This is a genomic window from Streptomyces sp. enrichment culture (genome assembly GCF_964273255.1).
Taxonomy (GTDB): domain Bacteria; phylum Actinomycetota; class Actinomycetes; order Streptomycetales; family Streptomycetaceae; genus Streptomyces.
The window spans coordinates 4,554,080-4,569,399 of record NZ_OZ186835.1; the positions used below are offsets into that span (position 1 = coordinate 4,554,080).

Consider the following 15,320-nt stretch of genomic DNA (forward strand, 5'->3'; position numbering starts at 1 on the left):
GCGGCCCCTCCGAACTGCGGCGCAGACCCTCTGGCATATGCCGACGACATGAGCCAAGGCCTGGACCTCGGCTCTTCGCCCGCACACGCCCCGTGGTCAGAGGACCGCGCTGAGGAATTCCCGGGTCCGGTCGTGCTCCGGTTCGCTGAAGATCTTCTCCGGCGCCCCGGACTCGATGACCCGGCCGGAGTCGAACATCAGGACCTGGTCGGAGATGTCCCGCGCGAAGTTCATCTCGTGGGTCACGCACAGCATCGTGATGTCCGTGGAGCGGGCGATGTCCCGCAGCACGTCCAGCACGCCCGCGACCAGCTCCGGGTCCAGCGCCGAGGTCACCTCGTCCAGCAGCAGCACCTGCGGCCGCATGGCCAGCGCCCGGGCGATGGCCACCCGCTGCTGCTGGCCGCCGGACAGCTGCGCGGGGTGCTTGTCGGTCTGGTCGGTCAGGCCGACCAGCTCCAGCAGGTCCCGCGCCCGCTCCTCCGCCTCGTCCTTGGACAGGCCGAGGACGGTGACCGGGGCCTCGGTGATGTTCCGCAGCACGGTCATGTTCGGGAACAGGTTGAACTGCTGGAACACCATCCCGATCTTCTTGCGGACCTCGCGGACCTGCTTCTCCGGCGCGGGGAAGAGCCGGTCCCCGTCGACGGTGATGGTGCCCTCGTCCGGCTTCAGCAGGGTCATCAGCAACCGCAGGATCGTGGTCTTGCCGGACCCCGACGGGCCGATCAGCGTCACGTGCTTGCCGGCGTCGACGGAGAAGTCCAGGTGGTCCAGGACCGTGTGGTCGCCGAACCGCTTGGTGACCTGCTCCAGCCGGATCAGCTCACCGGTGCTGCGCGGGCTCTCGGGCTTCTTCTCGAACGGTGCGTGGGTGTCAGTGGACAAGGCGTCGCTCCAGGGCTCGCAGGGCAAGGGATGCCAGGTAGGAGATGACGATGAAGGCGACGCCGATCACCGTCACGGGCTCGGTGAACTGGAAGTTCTGCTGGGAGAACAGCCGCGCCTGGCCGAGCATCTCCAGCACGGTGATGGCCATCAGCAGCGGCGTGTCCTTCAGCATCGAGATGACGTAGTTGCCGAGGGCGGGCACCACCCGGCGCACGGCCTGCGGCAGGATCACCACGGTCCACGTCCGGCGCAGCGGCAGGTTCAGCGCCGTCGCCGCCTCCCACTGGCCCACCGGCACGGCCTCGATGCCGGCCCGGTAGACCTGCATCGTGTACGTCGAGTAGTGCAGCCCGATGGCGAAGACACCGGTGGTCAGGGCCGAGAACGTGACCCCCCACTCCGGCATCACGTAGTAGAGGAAGAACAGCTGCACCAGCAGCGGGGTGTTGCGGATGAACTCCGTCACCGACCCCACCGGCCAGGTCACCCAGCGCGTCGGCACCCGCATCAGCAGCGCCCACACCAGTCCCAGCCCGAACGAGATCAGCGAGCCGAGGACCAGGATCTGCAGGGTGACCAGCAGACCGTCCCAGAAGTACGGCATGAAATCGGCGACCGCGCCCCAGTCCCACTTCACGAGACACCACTTCCCTCGGGCACGCGCACGGCGGTCTTCTTCGTCGGGGTCCGGCCGACCCCGGCCTTCAGCTTCTTCTCCAGCCCGCGCATGAGCCGGGTGAGCAGGAAGGCGATCACGAAGTAGATCAGCAGGATGTAGGTGTAGATCTCCGCGCTCTCCTGGAGCGCCAGACGCACCAGGTTAGCGCTGAACGCCAGGTCGCCCATGCCCATGATCGACACCAGGGCGGTGCCCTTGAGCAGCTCGATCAGCAGGTTGGAGAACGGCGGGATCATCTCCGGCACCGCCTGCGGCAGCAGGATCAGCCGCAGCCGCTGGGCGGGCGTGAAGCTGAGGGCGATGCCGCCCTCGCGCTGGGCCGGGTCGACCGCGGCGAGCGCGCCGCGCACGATCTCCGAGCCGTACGCCCCGTAGGTCAGGCCGAGTGCCAGCGTGCCCGCCCACAGCGGCACCAGCTGCCAGCCGAACGCCGGGGGCAGCACGAAGAACACCCAGAAGATCATCACCAGGGCCGAGGTGCCACGGAACACCTCGGTGTAGAAGCCCGCCAGGAAGCGGACGAACTTCAGCCGGTGCGTGCGCGCGATGCCGACGACGAACGACACGGCCGCCGCGAGCAGCGCGCTGAGGACGAGGAGCTGGATCGTGACCCAGACGCCTTCGAGTACGCGTTCCCAGAGTCCTGAGGTCATCCGCCGCACAACTCCTTCGCGGTCAGATCCGTCATCTCGTCCTCGGTGAACCCGAAGGGCTTCAGGATGCGGAGCAGCTCACCGCTCTTCTTCAGCTTGTGCAGCTCCTCGTTGAAGGCGTCCCGCAGCTTCGTCTCCGTCGGCCGGAAGGCGAAGGCGCCCCCGTCGACGTGCGGCTTCCCGCCGACGATCGGCTTGAACGGCTCGGTGACCTCCGCCTTCGTCGACTTCTTCACCACCTCACGGGTGGTGAGCGCGGTCCCCGCGAACACGTCGACCCGTCCGGCCTCGACGGCGTTCAGGCCGGCCACCTGGTCGGGGACGATCAGGATGTCGCTCTCCTTGTACCCGGCCTCCACCGCGTACGCGATCTCCGCGTACCCGGTGCCGGTGGCGAACTTCGCCCTCTTCTCGACGACGTCCTGGTAGTTGTGCAGTCCCTTCGGATTGCCCTTGCGGACGATGAAGGAGTCGAGCATCTGGTAGTCGGGATCGGAGAAGATGACCTGCTCGCAGCGCTCGGGGTTGACGTACATCCCGGCGGCCACGATGTCGAACTGCTGCGAGTTCAGTCCCGGGATCAGGGAGCCGAACTCGGTGGGGACGGGCTGCACCCGGTCCACACCCAGCCGCTTGAAGATGACCTCGGCGAGCTCCGGCGCCTCGCCGGTCAGCTCGCCGTCCTTGTTGATGTAGCCGAACGGTATCTCGCCGGCGATGCCGAGCCGGGCGACGCCCGCCGCCCGGAGCCGTTCCAGCAGGTCACCGCCGTCCGCGCTCGACTCCGTCGGCACCCGCGAGCAGCCCGCTGCGCCCAGTGCGCCGAGCGCCGCGACCCCCGCGAGCAGCGACCGGCGCGAGGGCCCGGAGGCAACTCCGTATCGTCTCAGTGGTTGTCCCAGTGGTGGAGCCATGGCGGCGCAGCTACCCGAAGCGATGACACTTATTCCGGCCAATTTCGGCCCCGTTCGGCGGTGGGGCGGTCTTGACCGGCACGGGACCATGGGACACATGGTCGACCGATACCTCGAGGTCTCGCTGGTCACACGCGGCATCACCGCGACCGCCCGGCTGCTCGACGACCGGGCCCCGGTCACGTGCGCGGCCGTCTGGGACGCGCTGCCCCTGAGCGGCGACGTCTACCACGCCAAATACGCCCGGAACGAGATCTACGCGCTGTTCGAGCCGTTCGCGCGGGCCGAGCCGCCCCTGGAGAACCCGACGGTCACGCCCATCCCCGGTGACCTGTGCTACTTCTCCTTCGCGGGCGCCGAGCTGGGCACCCAGGCGTACGGCTACGACCGCGAGGTCCGCCCCGGCGCCACCGTGGTGGACCTCGCCCTGTTCTACGAGCGCAACAACCTGCTGCTCAACGGCGACGTCGGCTGGGTGCCCGGCATCGTCTGGGGGCAGGTGGTGGACGGGCTGGCCGGGCTGGCCGAGGCGTGCAACGACCTGTGGCGCACCGGGGCGGCGGGCGAGACGCTCAGCTTCCGCCGGGCGTGACCGCGGTCCCCGCGCCGGCCCCGCGGGCCACGCCCGCCTCGTACAGCGCGTGCGCGGCCCGCAGCACCAGCGCGTCCCGGTGGCGGGCGGCCACCAGTTGCAGCCCGATGGGCAGACCGTCCGCGTCCGCGCCCACCGGTACGGTCGCCGCGGGCTGCTGGGTCATGTTGAACGGGTAGGTGAACGGGGTCCAGCCCGTCCAGCGGCGCAGCCCGGAGCCCCGGGGCACCTCCGCCCCCGCCTCGAACGCCGTGACCGGCATCGTCGGCGTGACCAACAGATCGTAGGTGTCGTGGAACAGGCCCATCCGGCGGCCCAGGTCCATGCGCACGTCCACCGCGGCCAGGTAGTCCAGCGCCGTCAGCCGCGCCCCCGCCGCGCACACCTCCCGCAGTCCCGGGTCCAGCCGGGCCCGCTGCTGCGGGCCGAGGTGCTGGGTCACGCGTGCCGCCCCGGCGAACCACAGCGTGTGGAAGGCGTCCACCGGGTCGGCGAGGTCCGGGTCGGTCTCCTCCACGTACGCGCCGAGTCCGGCCAGCGCCTCCACCGCCCGCCGTACCGCCGACGCCACGTCCGGCCGCACCGCCACCTGCCCGCCCAGCGCCGGTGAGAACGCCACCCGCAGCCCGCGCACCCCGCCCGCCAGCTGGGCCGAGAAGGAATCGGCGGGCGGGGCGAGCGCCGACCAGTCCCGCGAGTCCGCGCCGCCGATCACGTCCATCAGCAGCGCCGCGTCCGCCGCGTCCCGGGTCATCGGACCGACGTGCGCCAGCGTGCCGAACGCGCTCGCCGGATACAGCGGCACCCTGCCGTACGTCGGCTTCAGCGCGAAGATGCCGCAGAACGACGCCGGGATGCGGACACTGCCCCCGCCGTCCGTGCCCAGCGCCAGCGGGCCCGCGCCCCGCGCCACGGCCACCGCCGCGCCCCCGCTGGAGCCGCCCGCGGTGCGCGAGGGGTCGTGCGGGTTGCGGGTGACGCCGCTGAGCGGGGAGTCGGTCACGCCCTTCCAGCCGAACTCCGGGGTCGTCGTCTTGCCCAGGAACACCGCCCCGTGCTCCCGCAGCCGGGCCACCGACGGCGCGTCCTCCTCCCAGGGGCCCGCCGGACCGACGGTCAGCGACCCCTTCAGCGTCGGGGAGCCGCGCAGGAGCAGGATGTCCTTCACCGTGACCGGCACCCCGTCCAGCAGCCCGCACGGCTCACCGCGCCGCCACCGCTCCTCCGACCGGGCGGCCTGCTCCAGCGCCTCCTCGGGCATCAGCCGCACGAAGGCGTTCAGCTCCGGCTGGATCTCCTCGGCCCGCGCGAGCGCCGCCCGGGTCGCCGCCACCGGGCCGACGTCCCCCGCGCGGTAGCCGGCCAGCAGCTGCACGGCGGTCGGGCCGGCCGGGCCGGTGACGTCGGCCGGGCGGGCCGGGCCGGCGTGGCCGCCGGGGGTGCCGGGGCCGGTCGGTTCGCCGGACCTGCCGGACTCGATGGACTCGGTCATCCGCCCTCCCGGGGACATCAGTGGCCGGGTACATACCCGCGCTGCTTGTCGACCACGTTCGGCAGCGGCTCGCCCGCTGCCCACAGGTCGAAGAACTCCACGAACTGGGCGGCGAGTTCGTCCCGCCAGCCGACCGTGTCACCACTCATGTGGGGGGAAACGACCAGCCCCGGCACCTCCCACAGCGGGCTGTCCGCGGCGAGCGGCTCGGCCTCGAACACGTCCAGGGCCGCGCCCGCGATCCAGCGCCGCCGGAGCGCCTCGGCGAGGTCGTCCTCGACGACGAGCTGCCCCCGCCCGACGTTCACGAAGTACGCGGAGGGCTGCATCACGCCGAAGCGGCGCGCGTCGAACATGCTCCGCGTGGCGTCGGTCAGCGGCGCCGCGGCGACCACCCAGTCCGCGCGGGACAACAGCCGGTCCAGCTCCCCGGGCCCGTACACCCCCGGGCGCGCGGTCCGCCCGACCAGGGCCGTCGTCACGCCGAGCGCGCGCAGCGTCGCCGCGATCGCCCGGCCGATCGGCCCGGAACCGACCACACAGGCGCGGGTCCCGGCCACCCTGCGGGTCTCCCGGTGCCGCCAGGTCCGCCCGCGCTGGAGCTCCAGCGTCCGCGGCAGGTCCTTCGCGTGCGCCAGCACCAGGGCGGCGACGTACTCGGCGATCGCCCCGTCGAAGATGCCCCGGGCATTGGTGACGACCGTCTCGGAGCCGGCCAGTTCCGGCCCGAGCAGATGGTCCACGCCCGCGCTCGCCGTGTGCACCCAGCGCGGCCGGGGCCCCTCGCCCGGCCACGCGGCGCGCACCGCGTGCGAGGTGAAGTCCCACACCAGCAGCACGTCCGCGTCCGGCAGCCGCTCGGCGAGCGTCGCGGCGTCCGCGTGCTCGATCCGGGCCCGGCCGGTCAGCCGTCCGAGCCGGGGCGGCGGATCCGCGTCCAGTACGAGGACCGTGGGGACGGCCGGAACAGGGGGGACGGAAGGGGTGCGGGGGGTGGTCATGACCGCCGTTTCTGCGCTGTGGCCGAAAGTCTGAGATGCGCGGATTGACCACGCTGGCACCCGAACCTACCGTCGTCAACACGGGCGTTCCGACGATCCGTTGCGTGCTCCTTGCGTGCTCCTCACGGGCCGTTCGACGGTCCGTCGTGGGCTCGTCCCCCAGCGTGAGGCCGGTGCTGACATGGACGTCTCCCTTCTCGGTGGACCGGGTCCGCAGCGCGGGGTCGGTGTCGTGGCCCCCTTCGACTTCGCCCTGGACCGGGAGCTGTGGCGCTGGGTCCCCGACGAGGTGTCCCTGCACCTGACCCGCACGCCCTACGTGCCGGTCGAGGTGAGCCTGGACCTCGCCCGCCTGATCAGCGAGCACGAGACCCTCGGCAACGCGGTCCGCACCCTCACCGCCGTGGCCCCCGAGGTCGTCACCTACGCCTGCACCTCCGGCAGCTTCGTCGGCGGCGTCATGGGCGAACGCGCCATGTGCGAGGCCATGAGCCGCACCGGCCGGGTCCCGGCGATCACCACCTCGGGCGCCCTGCTGGAGGCGCTGGTGGAACTCGACGTGCGCCGGGTGGCCCTGGTGACGCCCTACACCGTGTCGGTGACCCGGGCGCTGGAACGGTACGTCGGCCAGGCGGGCGTCGCGGTCACCGGCTGCGCCTTCATGGGCCTGACCCGGCACATCTGGCAGGTCACCTACCGCGAGGTGGTCGACATGGCCCGGCAGGCGGCGGTGCGCGGACCCCTCGGCCCGGCCGACGCGCTGTTCCTGTCCTGCACCAACCTGCCGACCTACGACGTCATCCCGCAGCTCGAAGCCGAACTGCGCATCCCGGTCATCTCGGCCAACCAGGTGACCATGTGGGCGGCGTTGCGCCGATTGGGTACCCGGGCGGTGGGACCGTATCAGGCGCTGATCGACGTGTCGGCGCGCTCCGGGCCCGTACTGCCGGACCAGGCGTCCGGCTCCGTACTGCCGGACGTGCCGGAAGAGAAACAGCAGGAAGGCTGGACATGACCGCACTGGGATTCCTCTACCCGGGACACTCCGCCGAGGACGACTACCCGCGCATGGAGCAGTTGCTGGGCAGCGACGTACGGGTGGACCTGGTGCACACCGACATCGGTGAGGACGCGCACCGGGTCGACGCGCTGCGCGAGATGGGTTCCCCGGAGCGGCTCGCGGCCGGGGTGGAACAACTGCGGCTCACGGGCGCGGACGCCGTGGTGTGGGCGTGCACCAGCGGCAGCTTCGTGCACGGCTGGGACGGGGCCCAGCAGCAGGTGCGGTCCCTGGCCCTGGCGGCGGGCATGCCCGCCTCCTCCACCTCCTTCGCCTTCGTGCACGCGGTCCGGGAGATGGGCGCCCGCCGCGTGGCCGTCGGCGCGACCTACCCGGACGACGTGGCCGGGCTGTTCTCCGCGTTCCTGCGCACCGGCGGCATCGAGGTCACCGGCGTGCGCAGTTCCGGCATCGTCACGGCGGCGGAGGTCGGCACCTGGGAGGAGGCGGAGGTGTTCGCCCTGGCCCGCGCCGCCGACCGCCCCGACGCGGAGCTGCTGCTGCTCCCGGACACCGCCCTGCACACGGCCGCCCACATCCCGGCCCTGGAGAAGGAGCTGGGCAAGCCGGTCCTCACCGCCAACCAGGTCACCGTCTGGGAGGGCCTGCGCCTGGCCGACCGCCGGGTCAACGCCCCGTCCCTGGGTGCCCTGTTCACCCGGGAGCCGATCGTCCAGGCGTGAGCGCGGCCGGGGGTGCCGATGCCGCCGGGGCGGGGGCGGGGCGGGCGGCCGGGGGCTGCGGGGAGCGGGAGGGAGCGGGGCTTCGGTTCTCAGGTGCTCGGCGTCGCCGCCGCGCCGGTCGCCGTGGTGGGCGTTCCGGCCTCGACGTAGTCGGCCACGTCCGCCTCGACGCCGGCCCGCGCGAGGAAGTCGGCCGGACTGAACCCGGCGGCCCGGTGCGACGCCTCGACCACCGGCCGGGCCGCCGCCAGGTCGTCGGCGGAACGCCACCGGACCAGGGTGACCACGTTGAACCGGCCGGGCCCGGACCGCTGCTCCAGCAGGACGTCGTCCAGGAAGCCCGGCTGCTCCCGCAGCAGCGCGTGGGTGCGGCGGACCTGGCGCCAGAACTCCTCGCGGGCGGTGCCGGGCACCGCGAACTTGTCCACGCGGTAGACGGTCGTCATGGGAACCTCCGTGGGCAGGGGCAGGGGCAGGGGCAGGGGTGGCGCGGGGTCGGGGTGGGGCCCGGTCGAATCGGCCGGTAACAACCGGATGGGACAGGGCCGGACCGGACCGGACCGAACAGGACCGGACCGGACCGAACAGGAGCGGACCGGACAGGACCGGACCGGTCACGGCGGCCGGGGCGAGGGTCCTCGGCGCCCTCGGTGCGGAACCGGGCACGACGCTAGAAGCTCAAGCCGGGTTCAGGTCAAGCACCACGGCGCGCACAGCCCACACCCCGAGCGGCCGGCCACCGGGCGTACCCGCCTCCGGGCAGGCCGGCTCCCGGTCGCCGGGAATAACCGGGGACTGTCCCCTGTTCTGGGCGGAAGGCGCCGCGCAGCACGCGCACGCCCTCCCGGCGCACCCGCGCCGCAGTGTCCCGGCGGGACCGCGGCGCGGCAGTACCACGGCGGTACGTGCCGGGACCGGGCAGACCGAACGGCCGAGCACACAGGAGGCACCCCACCGTGGCCGCAGACGAGACCGCAGCCGACGAGATCCGCGGCACGGCGCGGGGGAGCGCCCCCGTCCCCCTCTCCGTCCTGGACCTGGTCACCGTGGGCGCCGGGAGCACCGCCACCGACGCCCTGCGCACCAGTGTCGAGCTGGCCCGGCTCGCGGAGTCCCGCGGCTTCCACCGCCACTGGGTCGCCGAGCACCACTCGATGCCGGGGGTGGCGTCCTCGTCCCCGGCCGTGATCCTGGCCCACCTCGCCGCCCACACCACCCGCATCCGGCTCGGGTCGGGCGGCGTGATGCTGCCCAACCACGCCCCGCTCGTCATCGCCGAGCAGTTCGGCACGCTGGAGGCCATGGCCCCGGGGCGGATCGACCTCGGGCTCGGCCGTGCCCCCGGCACGGACGGCGCCACCGCCGCCGCCCTGCGCCGCACCGACCGGCTCCACGAGGGCGCCGACGAGTTCCCCCAGCAGCTCGCCGAGCTCACCCGGTTCCTGGACGACGACTTCCCCGACGGCCACCCCTACCGCCGCATCCATGCCGTGCCCGGCCCGGTGCAGGCCACGTCGCCCGGCGGGGTGCAGTCCCCGCACCGGCCGCCGATCTGGCTGCTCGGTTCCTCCGGCTTCAGCGCCCGGCTGGCCGGCATGCTGGGCCTGCCGTTCGCCTTCGCCCACCACTTCTCCGCGCAGAACACCATCCCGGCGCTGGACCTGTACCGCGAGTCCTTCCGCCCGAGCGAGGTGCTCGACGCGCCCTACGCGCTGATCGGCGTCTCCGCGCTCGCGACCGAGGACGAGAAGGAGGCCCGCCGGCAGGTGCTGGCCGCCGCGCTGAACATGGTGCGGCTGCGCACCGGGCGCCCCGGACTCGTCCCCACCCCGGAGGAGGCCGAGGCGTACCCCTTCAGCCCGACGGAGCGGGACTTCGTCGACTCCTGGAACGCCAACGTCGTCTTCGGCACCCCGGACGAGGTCCGCGCCGGTCTCGACGACCTGCAGAAGCGCACCGGCGCCGACGAGCTGATGATCACCGCGAACACGCACGGCATGGACGTGCGCCTGCGTTCCTACGAACTCCTCGCCGACGCCTACGGGTTGCCCACGTCGCCCACGTCCACGGGGTGACCGCGTCGCCGACGCCTACGGGGTGACCGCGTCGCCGACGCCTACGGGGTGACCGCGTCGCCGACGCCTACGGGTTGACCGCGTCGCCGACGCCTACGGGTTGACCGCGACGTCCGCCTGGACCCCGGGCGCGGCCAGCAGTTCGGAGATGCGGTCGGGGGACACCGGGCGCGAGTACAGCCAGCCCTGCCCGGTGTCGCACCCGATCCGGCGCAGCCGGGTCGCCTGCGCCGAGGTCTCCACGCACTCGGCGGTGACGGTCAGGCCCAGCCGGTGGGCGAGCTGCACCATCGCCTCGACGATGACCTCGTCCGCCGGGTTGGGCGGGGCGGCCGCCCGCTCCTCGTACTGGAAGCCCCGGACGAAGGAGCCGTCCAGCTTGAGCACCGACACCGGCAGCCTGCTGAGGTAGGCCAGGTTGGAGTAGCCGGTGCCGAAGTCGTCGATGGCGATGCGCACCCCCATGTCGCTGAGCGCCTTCAGCGCCTGCAGCGGGCGGCCCGAGGAACCCATCACCGCCGACTCGGTCAGCTCCAGTTGCAGCAGGTGCGGGGCGAGTCCCGTCTCGTCGAGGGTCTCGGCGACGTCGGCCACCAGGTCCGAGTCCCAGACCTGGCGGACCGCCACGTTGACGCTGACGAAGATCGGCGGATCGTCGGGATGCTCCACCTGCCACCGGCGGGCCTGCTCGCAGGCGGTGCGCAGCACCCAACGGCCGAGCGGCACGATCGAGCCGTCCTCCTCCGCCAGCTGGATGAACCGATTCGGCGTCAGCGTGCCGAACTGCGGGTGGTGCCAGCGCAGCAGGGCCTCCACCCCGTGCACCCGGTCGTCCTCCATGCCGACCAGCGGCTGGTACTCCAGCGCGAACTCGCCCCGGTCGATGGCCGGGCGGAGGGTGGAGGCGAGGGCCTGCCGGGTCATGCGGTGGGCGTTGCGTTCCGGGTCGAAGAGGGTCCAGCGGGCCTTGCCGTCGGCCTTCGCCCAGTACAGCGTCGTGTCGGCGGCCTGCATCAGGGCGGTGGGCGTGGTTCCGGCGGCGTGCCGCTCGACCACCCCGATGGAGGCGGAGACCGACAGCCGCCGCCCGCAGAGGTCGAAGGGCTCCTGGACCGAGGCGAGCACCGACTCGGCCAGTTCGGCGAGCTGTTCGGTGCCGGTGGAGTCCTCCACCAGGACGGCGAACTCGTCGCCGCCGAGCCGTGCCACCAGCGGGGTGGCGGTCCGCGGCCGGCCCGCCTCCTCGGCGCAGCGGGTGAGGCGTTCGGCGACGGCGGTCAGCAGCCGGTCGCCGATGCGGTGGCCCAGGGTGTCGTTGATGGCCTTGAAGCCGTCCAGGTCGAGGTAGCACAGGCCGATGCGGCCGCTGCCGCCGCGCGTGGAGGAGTCCTCCTCCAGGGCGGCCGTCAGCCGTTCGAAGAACAGGGTGCGGTTGGGCAGCCGGGTCACCGGGTCGTGCATTTCCAGGTGCCGCAGCCGCTCCTGGAGTTCGCGCCGGGCACTGATGTCGGCCACGGCGAGCAGCACGCCGTCGTCGCCGTCCTCGCCGGGGGGCAGCTGGGTCACGGTCACCTGCACCCACAGGGCGCCGGCCGACGGGTGCTTGAGCCTGCGGGCGCAGCTCAGCTCGGGGCGGCGGCCGCGCAGGACCTCGAGGTAGGCGTGCCAGGTGTGGGCGTCGGAGGAGAGGTCCACCAGATCGGCGGCGACGGCGCCGGCCAGTGCGTCCGGGGTGCTGTCCAGCAGGGCGGCGAGAGTCGCGTTGACACCGACCACCATGCCCTCGCGGTCCACCACGGCCATCGCCAGCGGCGCGGCGGTGAAGACGGAGCGGTACGACGGCACGGACGGGGCCGGGGAGGCCGGGGACGACGCCGATGACGACGATGACGTGGCCGGGACCGGGGCCGGGGGCGGCGGGGAGGGCGGCCGGCCCGCGGGGGATTCCGGGGTGGAGCGGGCCGTGCCGGGCGGGGCGGGCGCCCGGTCCGCCGCGGGCGCGGTCGCCGGGGAGGGGCCGGTACGGGTGGACGCCACGATCTCACTCTCCGTGACGCTCGGACGGTCCAGACCCACTGCGGACGCCGGTCCTTCGGAGGTTCCGCTCACCGCTCGCTCCCGCCGTGCACTCGATTGCCGTTCGTGCAGGAAACTCTCAGGAAGTCTCAGAAAGTGTGCCGATCATAGAGCTCGGCGCCAGACCCTTCCAGCCGGTGTTCAGTCTCGGGCATGGTCCGCATCTCTGCCAGATCGTTTCTGCTCGCAGGTGGCGGCGTTCCGGAGCCCATCGACCGGTTGTGACGTTCCGTGAACACTCCGGGGGTGTCGCTCGGGCGCGAAAAGCGGCGCTCGCTCACCCGTCCGGTGCAGCCGAACAGGGCGTAGTACGACAAACCCCCACAGTCTGGGTGCGGTGTCCCGTGAACCGTCTTCCGGAGGTCTCCCGTGCCGCGTCGGCTGCCGCTGCGAGGACTCGGTCGTCAGGCACTGCGGGGGCTGGGCCGATCGGGGGTACGCCCCCGACTGCGGAGCACGGCCGCGGTGTTCACCACCATGTCGGCCCTCGCCGCGACCTCGACCCTCTCCGCCCCCTCGGCGGCCGAGCCCTTCTCCCCGGCGCCCTGCGCGCTGACCCGCACCGACGCCCACCACTCCGAGGGCCTGGACACCTGGAACGCGGCCTACCCCCGCCCCACCCGCCGGCTGGACGCGGTGATGGTGTTCCTGTCCTTCCCGGACTCGCACCCGCTGACCACCCCCGCCGACCTGACCGCCGACCACTTCCCGGCCACCACCGAGTTCTTCGAACGGTCCTCCTACGGCAGGTTCACCCTCCGGCCGCACGCCCTGAAGCACTGGATCCGGATGCCGAACCCGTCCACCGCCTACGCCGTACAACGCGACTGGACCCTCGCCCACCGGGCCGCCTACCTGCGGGACGCGCTCGCCGCGGCCGACCCCGAGGTCGACTTCTCGCAGTACGACATCGTGTACTTCGTCGCCGACCCGGACGCGCCGGGCGTGGACTCCGACGCCACCAAGGTCGTCAACCTGGACACCCCGCTGCGCGCCGACGGCACCGACATCCGCCGCGTCGTCACCGTGTTCGAGAACCATCCGCCGGACCGGCTGGTCCTCGCCCACGAGACCGGTCACGTCTTCGACCTGCCCGACCTCTACAACCGCCCCGTCGACGGCAAGGGGGACTGGGACACCTACGTGGGCGACTGGGACCTGATGGGCAGCCAGTTCGCGCTGGCGCCGGATCTGTTCGGCTGGCACAAGTGGAAGCTGGGCTGGCTGGAGCCCCGGCAGGTGCGGTGCGTACGGGGCACGGAGCCGGTGCGGCTGACCCTGGAACCGCTGGGCACGGGCCCGGGGGTGCAGGCGGCGGGGGCCGCCGGCGCCCCGGCGTTCGGCCTGGGGCGCGGGACCAAGCTGGCGGTCGTGCGCACCGGGCCCGACAGCGTCCTCGCCTTCGAGGTGCGCGACCGGCTGGGCAACGACGCGGCGGCCTGCCGGGCGGGGGTGCTGGTCTACCGGGTGCGCGGCGGCACCCGCTCGGGCGGCGGCCCCGTCGAGGTGATCGACGCCCACCCGCACACCGAGGCGTGCGGGGCGGACTCGGTGTACCCGCCCCTCGCGGACGCCCCGGTCGCCGTCGGCGAGAGCTTCACCGTGCCCGGGGAGAACGTGCGGGTGGAGGTCGAGGGGCGGACCGCGTCGGGGGCCTGGACGGTACGCATCACCCTGGGAGTTCCCCCGCGGAAGTCCTGACCGGAGGTACCCGCGGAGGGGTGCTGCGCCGGGCGGGCGGAGGAGGCCGCTCACGGGCACATGGAAAGGCCCCCTGCTTCCGCAGGGGGCCTTTCCATGTCGTGCGCCGCCAGGGACTCGAACCCCGGACCCGCTGATTAAGAGTCAGCTGCTCTAACCAACTGAGCTAGCGGCGCCTGCTGACGTCGTAGACATTAGCATCCTGATCGGCGGGAGGAAAAATCGATATCCGCACGGCCGCACGGGCCGCCCGGACGGCCGCCCAGAGCAGCACCTCCGGCCCCGGTAACCAGGGATGACGCGTGTCGGGGGCCACCAGCCAGCGCGCCCCGTGACCGCCCTGCGCGGCGGCCCCCACGGCGGGCGGAACGGTCACCGCGTCCCCCGTCCCGTGGCACAGCAGCGGCGGCACCGCCCCCGCCCGGCCCGCCTGGCGGGCGCCTCGGGCGGAGGTGCCGGGTGTCCGGGACGCACCGGAGCTCCGGGCCGTGTCGCGGACCGGCGTGGCGCCGGCGTCCGCACGGTCGGTGCCGAGGACGTGGTCCGTCCCGGGGGCGCCCCACTCCTCCCACTCCAGCAGCGCGGGCAGCCGCTGGGCGGTGCCGGGCGCGGCGAACAGCTGGATCCGGCCCCGGTACTGCGCGACCGGCCCCGACCCCGGCCCCTCGTCCCACATCCGGTCCAGCATCCGGCGGCCGAACAGGGCGGGCGCGCTCACCACGTCGAAGACGGCACCGCAGGGCAGAACCAGGGGGGCCTCCGGGCGCTCCTCCCACAGGGCGAGCGTGCTGCGCGGATACGCCCCCGCCGAGGCGAGCCAGGCGGCACCGTCCGGGGTGATGCCGCTGACGTCGGAGACCTTGCGTGTCCTGCTCATGGACACCAGGTCTACCCGCCGTGAGGGAACGGTTCTCCAGAGTTTCCGGAAACGGGGACAGGGTGCCGGGCGGCGGGGTATCTTGCCCGCCTGGCATATGCCACGCCTGTTCGAACCCGCGTCCCGGCCCGCGTTCCCGCGGCAGCCGGGCGGGCCGCACGCGTCACAGGGTGTCTACGGCCCCCGGGCCCTCCCCGGCACGCAGCAGGTCACGGCCGAACTCGACCATCTTCTTCGCGTAGTCCTCGGTCCACTGGGCGCGCTCCGCGATGTCGGCCGTCGTCAGCCGGTCGAAGCGCCGGGGATCGGCCAGCTGGGCGGCCGCCAGCGCCTGGAACTCCACGGCCCGGTCCGCCGCCGCCCGGAAGGCCAGCGTCAGCTCCGTCGCGCGCTCCAGCAGGGCGCGCGGGTCGTCGATCGACTCCAGGTCGAAGAAGTGCTCCGGATCGGCGGCCGACGCCGCCGGCTCGAACAGCAGGGGCGCGGGGCGTAGCCGCGGTGGGTCCTGACGCGGCCTGGGCTCCGCCATGTGCGTCTCCTTCTCGTACGTCGTCGCAGTCGTTCTCCCCGCGAGCGGGGACACCCCTGGGCAAGCGGGCCACCGTCCATTGTCCCGCGCCACCGCA

15 protein-coding genes and 1 tRNA gene are annotated in these 15,320 nt (G+C 73.1%); 5 read left to right on the plus strand and 11 right to left on the minus strand.

Annotated elements, in window-relative coordinates; all coding sequences use genetic code 11:
• Positions 1-96 precede the first annotated feature (96 nt).
• From ehuA to ehuB, 4 genes are read right to left on the minus strand one after another with little or no spacing between them, the layout of a single operon-like run.
• Positions 97-888 (minus strand): ectoine/hydroxyectoine ABC transporter ATP-binding protein EhuA, encoded by a 792-nt coding sequence (gene ehuA, locus ACSU53_RS19750; protein WP_437029543.1) that lies wholly within the window; start codon positions 886-888, stop codon positions 97-99.
• On the minus strand, positions 878-1,528 hold the full coding sequence (ehuD, locus tag ACSU53_RS19755; RefSeq protein WP_437029545.1) for an ectoine/hydroxyectoine ABC transporter permease subunit EhuD: 651 nt from the start codon (positions 1,526-1,528) through the stop codon (positions 878-880). Before ehuD ends, ehuA begins: the two co-directional genes overlap by 11 nt.
• The gene (ehuC, locus tag ACSU53_RS19760) at positions 1,525-2,223 is read right to left on the minus strand and encodes an ectoine/hydroxyectoine ABC transporter permease subunit EhuC (protein ID WP_437029548.1); all 699 of its coding nucleotides are present in this window, start codon (positions 2,221-2,223) and stop codon (positions 1,525-1,527) included. Before ehuC ends, ehuD begins: the two co-directional genes overlap by 4 nt.
• Complete coding sequence (ehuB, locus tag ACSU53_RS19765; RefSeq protein WP_437029549.1) at positions 2,220-3,137, minus strand: ectoine/hydroxyectoine ABC transporter substrate-binding protein EhuB; 918 nt, start codon at positions 3,135-3,137, stop codon at positions 2,220-2,222. The genes ehuC and ehuB overlap by 4 nt, the downstream gene beginning before the upstream one ends.
• A 97-nt stretch (positions 3,138-3,234) precedes the next feature.
• Here ehuB and ACSU53_RS19770 point away from each other — a divergent pair, with 97 nt between their 5' ends.
• A complete protein-coding gene (locus ACSU53_RS19770) occupies positions 3,235-3,729 on the plus strand; it encodes a DUF3830 family protein (RefSeq protein ID WP_437029550.1) in 495 nt (164 codons plus the stop codon).
• On the opposite strand, the gene ACSU53_RS19775 is transcribed toward ACSU53_RS19770, so the two are convergent.
• Both ACSU53_RS19775 and ACSU53_RS19780 read right to left on the minus strand, forming a co-directional pair.
• Entirely contained in the window at positions 3,710-5,221 is a 1,512-nt protein-coding gene (locus ACSU53_RS19775) for an amidase (RefSeq protein WP_437029552.1), read from the minus strand. The two genes, ACSU53_RS19770 and ACSU53_RS19775, sit on opposite strands and share 20 nt — an antisense overlap.
• Before the next feature lie 17 nt (positions 5,222-5,238).
• A complete protein-coding gene (locus tag ACSU53_RS19780; RefSeq protein WP_437029554.1) occupies positions 5,239-6,222 on the minus strand; it encodes a D-2-hydroxyacid dehydrogenase in 984 nt (327 codons plus the stop codon).
• 181 nt (positions 6,223-6,403) lie between these two features.
• Here ACSU53_RS19780 and ACSU53_RS19785 point away from each other — a divergent pair, with 181 nt between their 5' ends.
• Positions 6,404-7,237 (plus strand): maleate cis-trans isomerase family protein, encoded by an 834-nt coding sequence (locus ACSU53_RS19785; protein ID WP_437029555.1) that lies wholly within the window; start codon positions 6,404-6,406, stop codon positions 7,235-7,237.
• Complete coding sequence (locus ACSU53_RS19790; protein WP_437029557.1) at positions 7,234-7,965, plus strand: maleate cis-trans isomerase family protein; 732 nt, start codon at positions 7,234-7,236, stop codon at positions 7,963-7,965. Before ACSU53_RS19785 ends, ACSU53_RS19790 begins: the two co-directional genes overlap by 4 nt.
• An 89-nt stretch (positions 7,966-8,054) precedes the next feature.
• On the opposite strand, the gene ACSU53_RS19795 is transcribed toward ACSU53_RS19790, so the two are convergent.
• Positions 8,055-8,411, minus strand: coding sequence for an antibiotic biosynthesis monooxygenase (locus tag ACSU53_RS19795; RefSeq protein ID WP_437029559.1), 357 nt, complete (start codon positions 8,409-8,411; stop codon positions 8,055-8,057).
• Between the two features lie 510 nt (positions 8,412-8,921).
• On the opposite strand from ACSU53_RS19795, the gene ACSU53_RS19800 reads away from it, so the two are divergent.
• Entirely contained in the window at positions 8,922-10,040 is a 1,119-nt protein-coding gene (locus ACSU53_RS19800; RefSeq protein ID WP_437029561.1) for an LLM class flavin-dependent oxidoreductase, read from the plus strand.
• Positions 10,041-10,133: 93 nt separating this feature from the next.
• Here the strand turns inward: ACSU53_RS19800 and ACSU53_RS19805 are convergent, their stop codons facing one another.
• Positions 10,134-12,149 (minus strand): putative bifunctional diguanylate cyclase/phosphodiesterase, encoded by a 2,016-nt coding sequence (locus tag ACSU53_RS19805; RefSeq protein ID WP_437029563.1) that lies wholly within the window; start codon positions 12,147-12,149, stop codon positions 10,134-10,136.
• A gap of 336 nt (positions 12,150-12,485) precedes the next feature.
• Between ACSU53_RS19805 and ACSU53_RS19810 the strand changes: the two genes are divergently transcribed.
• Positions 12,486-13,817 (plus strand): M6 family metalloprotease domain-containing protein, encoded by a 1,332-nt coding sequence (locus ACSU53_RS19810; protein ID WP_437029565.1) that lies wholly within the window; start codon positions 12,486-12,488, stop codon positions 13,815-13,817.
• A 102-nt stretch (positions 13,818-13,919) separates the two neighbouring features.
• Here ACSU53_RS19810 and ACSU53_RS19815 read toward each other — a convergent pair.
• The 3 genes from ACSU53_RS19815 to ACSU53_RS19825 form a co-directional block, all read right to left on the minus strand.
• Positions 13,920-13,993 (minus strand) — tRNA-Lys (locus tag ACSU53_RS19815).
• On the minus strand, positions 13,984-14,694 hold the full coding sequence (locus ACSU53_RS19820; RefSeq protein WP_437029567.1) for a hypothetical protein: 711 nt from the start codon (positions 14,692-14,694) through the stop codon (positions 13,984-13,986). Before ACSU53_RS19820 ends, ACSU53_RS19815 begins: the two co-directional genes overlap by 10 nt.
• Positions 14,695-14,857: 163 nt before the next feature.
• Positions 14,858-15,223: a hypothetical protein gene (locus ACSU53_RS19825; RefSeq protein ID WP_362090078.1), complete on the minus strand. Its 366-nt coding sequence runs from the start codon at positions 15,221-15,223 to the stop codon at positions 14,858-14,860.
• Positions 15,224-15,320: the final 97 nt, after the last annotated feature.

Excerpts from the sequence above, each read along its gene's own strand:
- ehuC (WP_437029548.1), bottom strand. The coding sequence starts at position 2,223 with ATGACCTCAGGACTCTGGGAACGCGTACTCGAAGGCGTCTGGGTCACG.
- ehuB (WP_437029549.1), bottom strand. The coding sequence starts at position 3,137 with ATGGCTCCACCACTGGGACAACCACTGAGACGATACGGAGTTGCCTCC.
- ACSU53_RS19770 (WP_437029550.1), top strand. The coding sequence starts at position 3,235 with ATGGTCGACCGATACCTCGAGGTCTCGCTGGTCACACGCGGCATCACC.
- ACSU53_RS19775 (WP_437029552.1), bottom strand. The coding sequence starts at position 5,221 with ATGACCGAGTCCATCGAGTCCGGCAGGTCCGGCGAACCGACCGGCCCC.
- ACSU53_RS19780 (WP_437029554.1), bottom strand. The coding sequence starts at position 6,222 with ATGACCACCCCCCGCACCCCTTCCGTCCCCCCTGTTCCGGCCGTCCCC.
- ACSU53_RS19785 (WP_437029555.1), top strand. The coding sequence starts at position 6,404 with ATGGACGTCTCCCTTCTCGGTGGACCGGGTCCGCAGCGCGGGGTCGGT.
- ACSU53_RS19790 (WP_437029557.1), top strand. The coding sequence starts at position 7,234 with ATGACCGCACTGGGATTCCTCTACCCGGGACACTCCGCCGAGGACGAC.
- ACSU53_RS19795 (WP_437029559.1), bottom strand. The coding sequence starts at position 8,411 with ATGACGACCGTCTACCGCGTGGACAAGTTCGCGGTGCCCGGCACCGCC.
- ACSU53_RS19820 (WP_437029567.1), bottom strand. The coding sequence starts at position 14,694 with ATGAGCAGGACACGCAAGGTCTCCGACGTCAGCGGCATCACCCCGGAC.
- ACSU53_RS19825 (WP_362090078.1), bottom strand. The coding sequence starts at position 15,223 with ATGGCGGAGCCCAGGCCGCGTCAGGACCCACCGCGGCTACGCCCCGCG.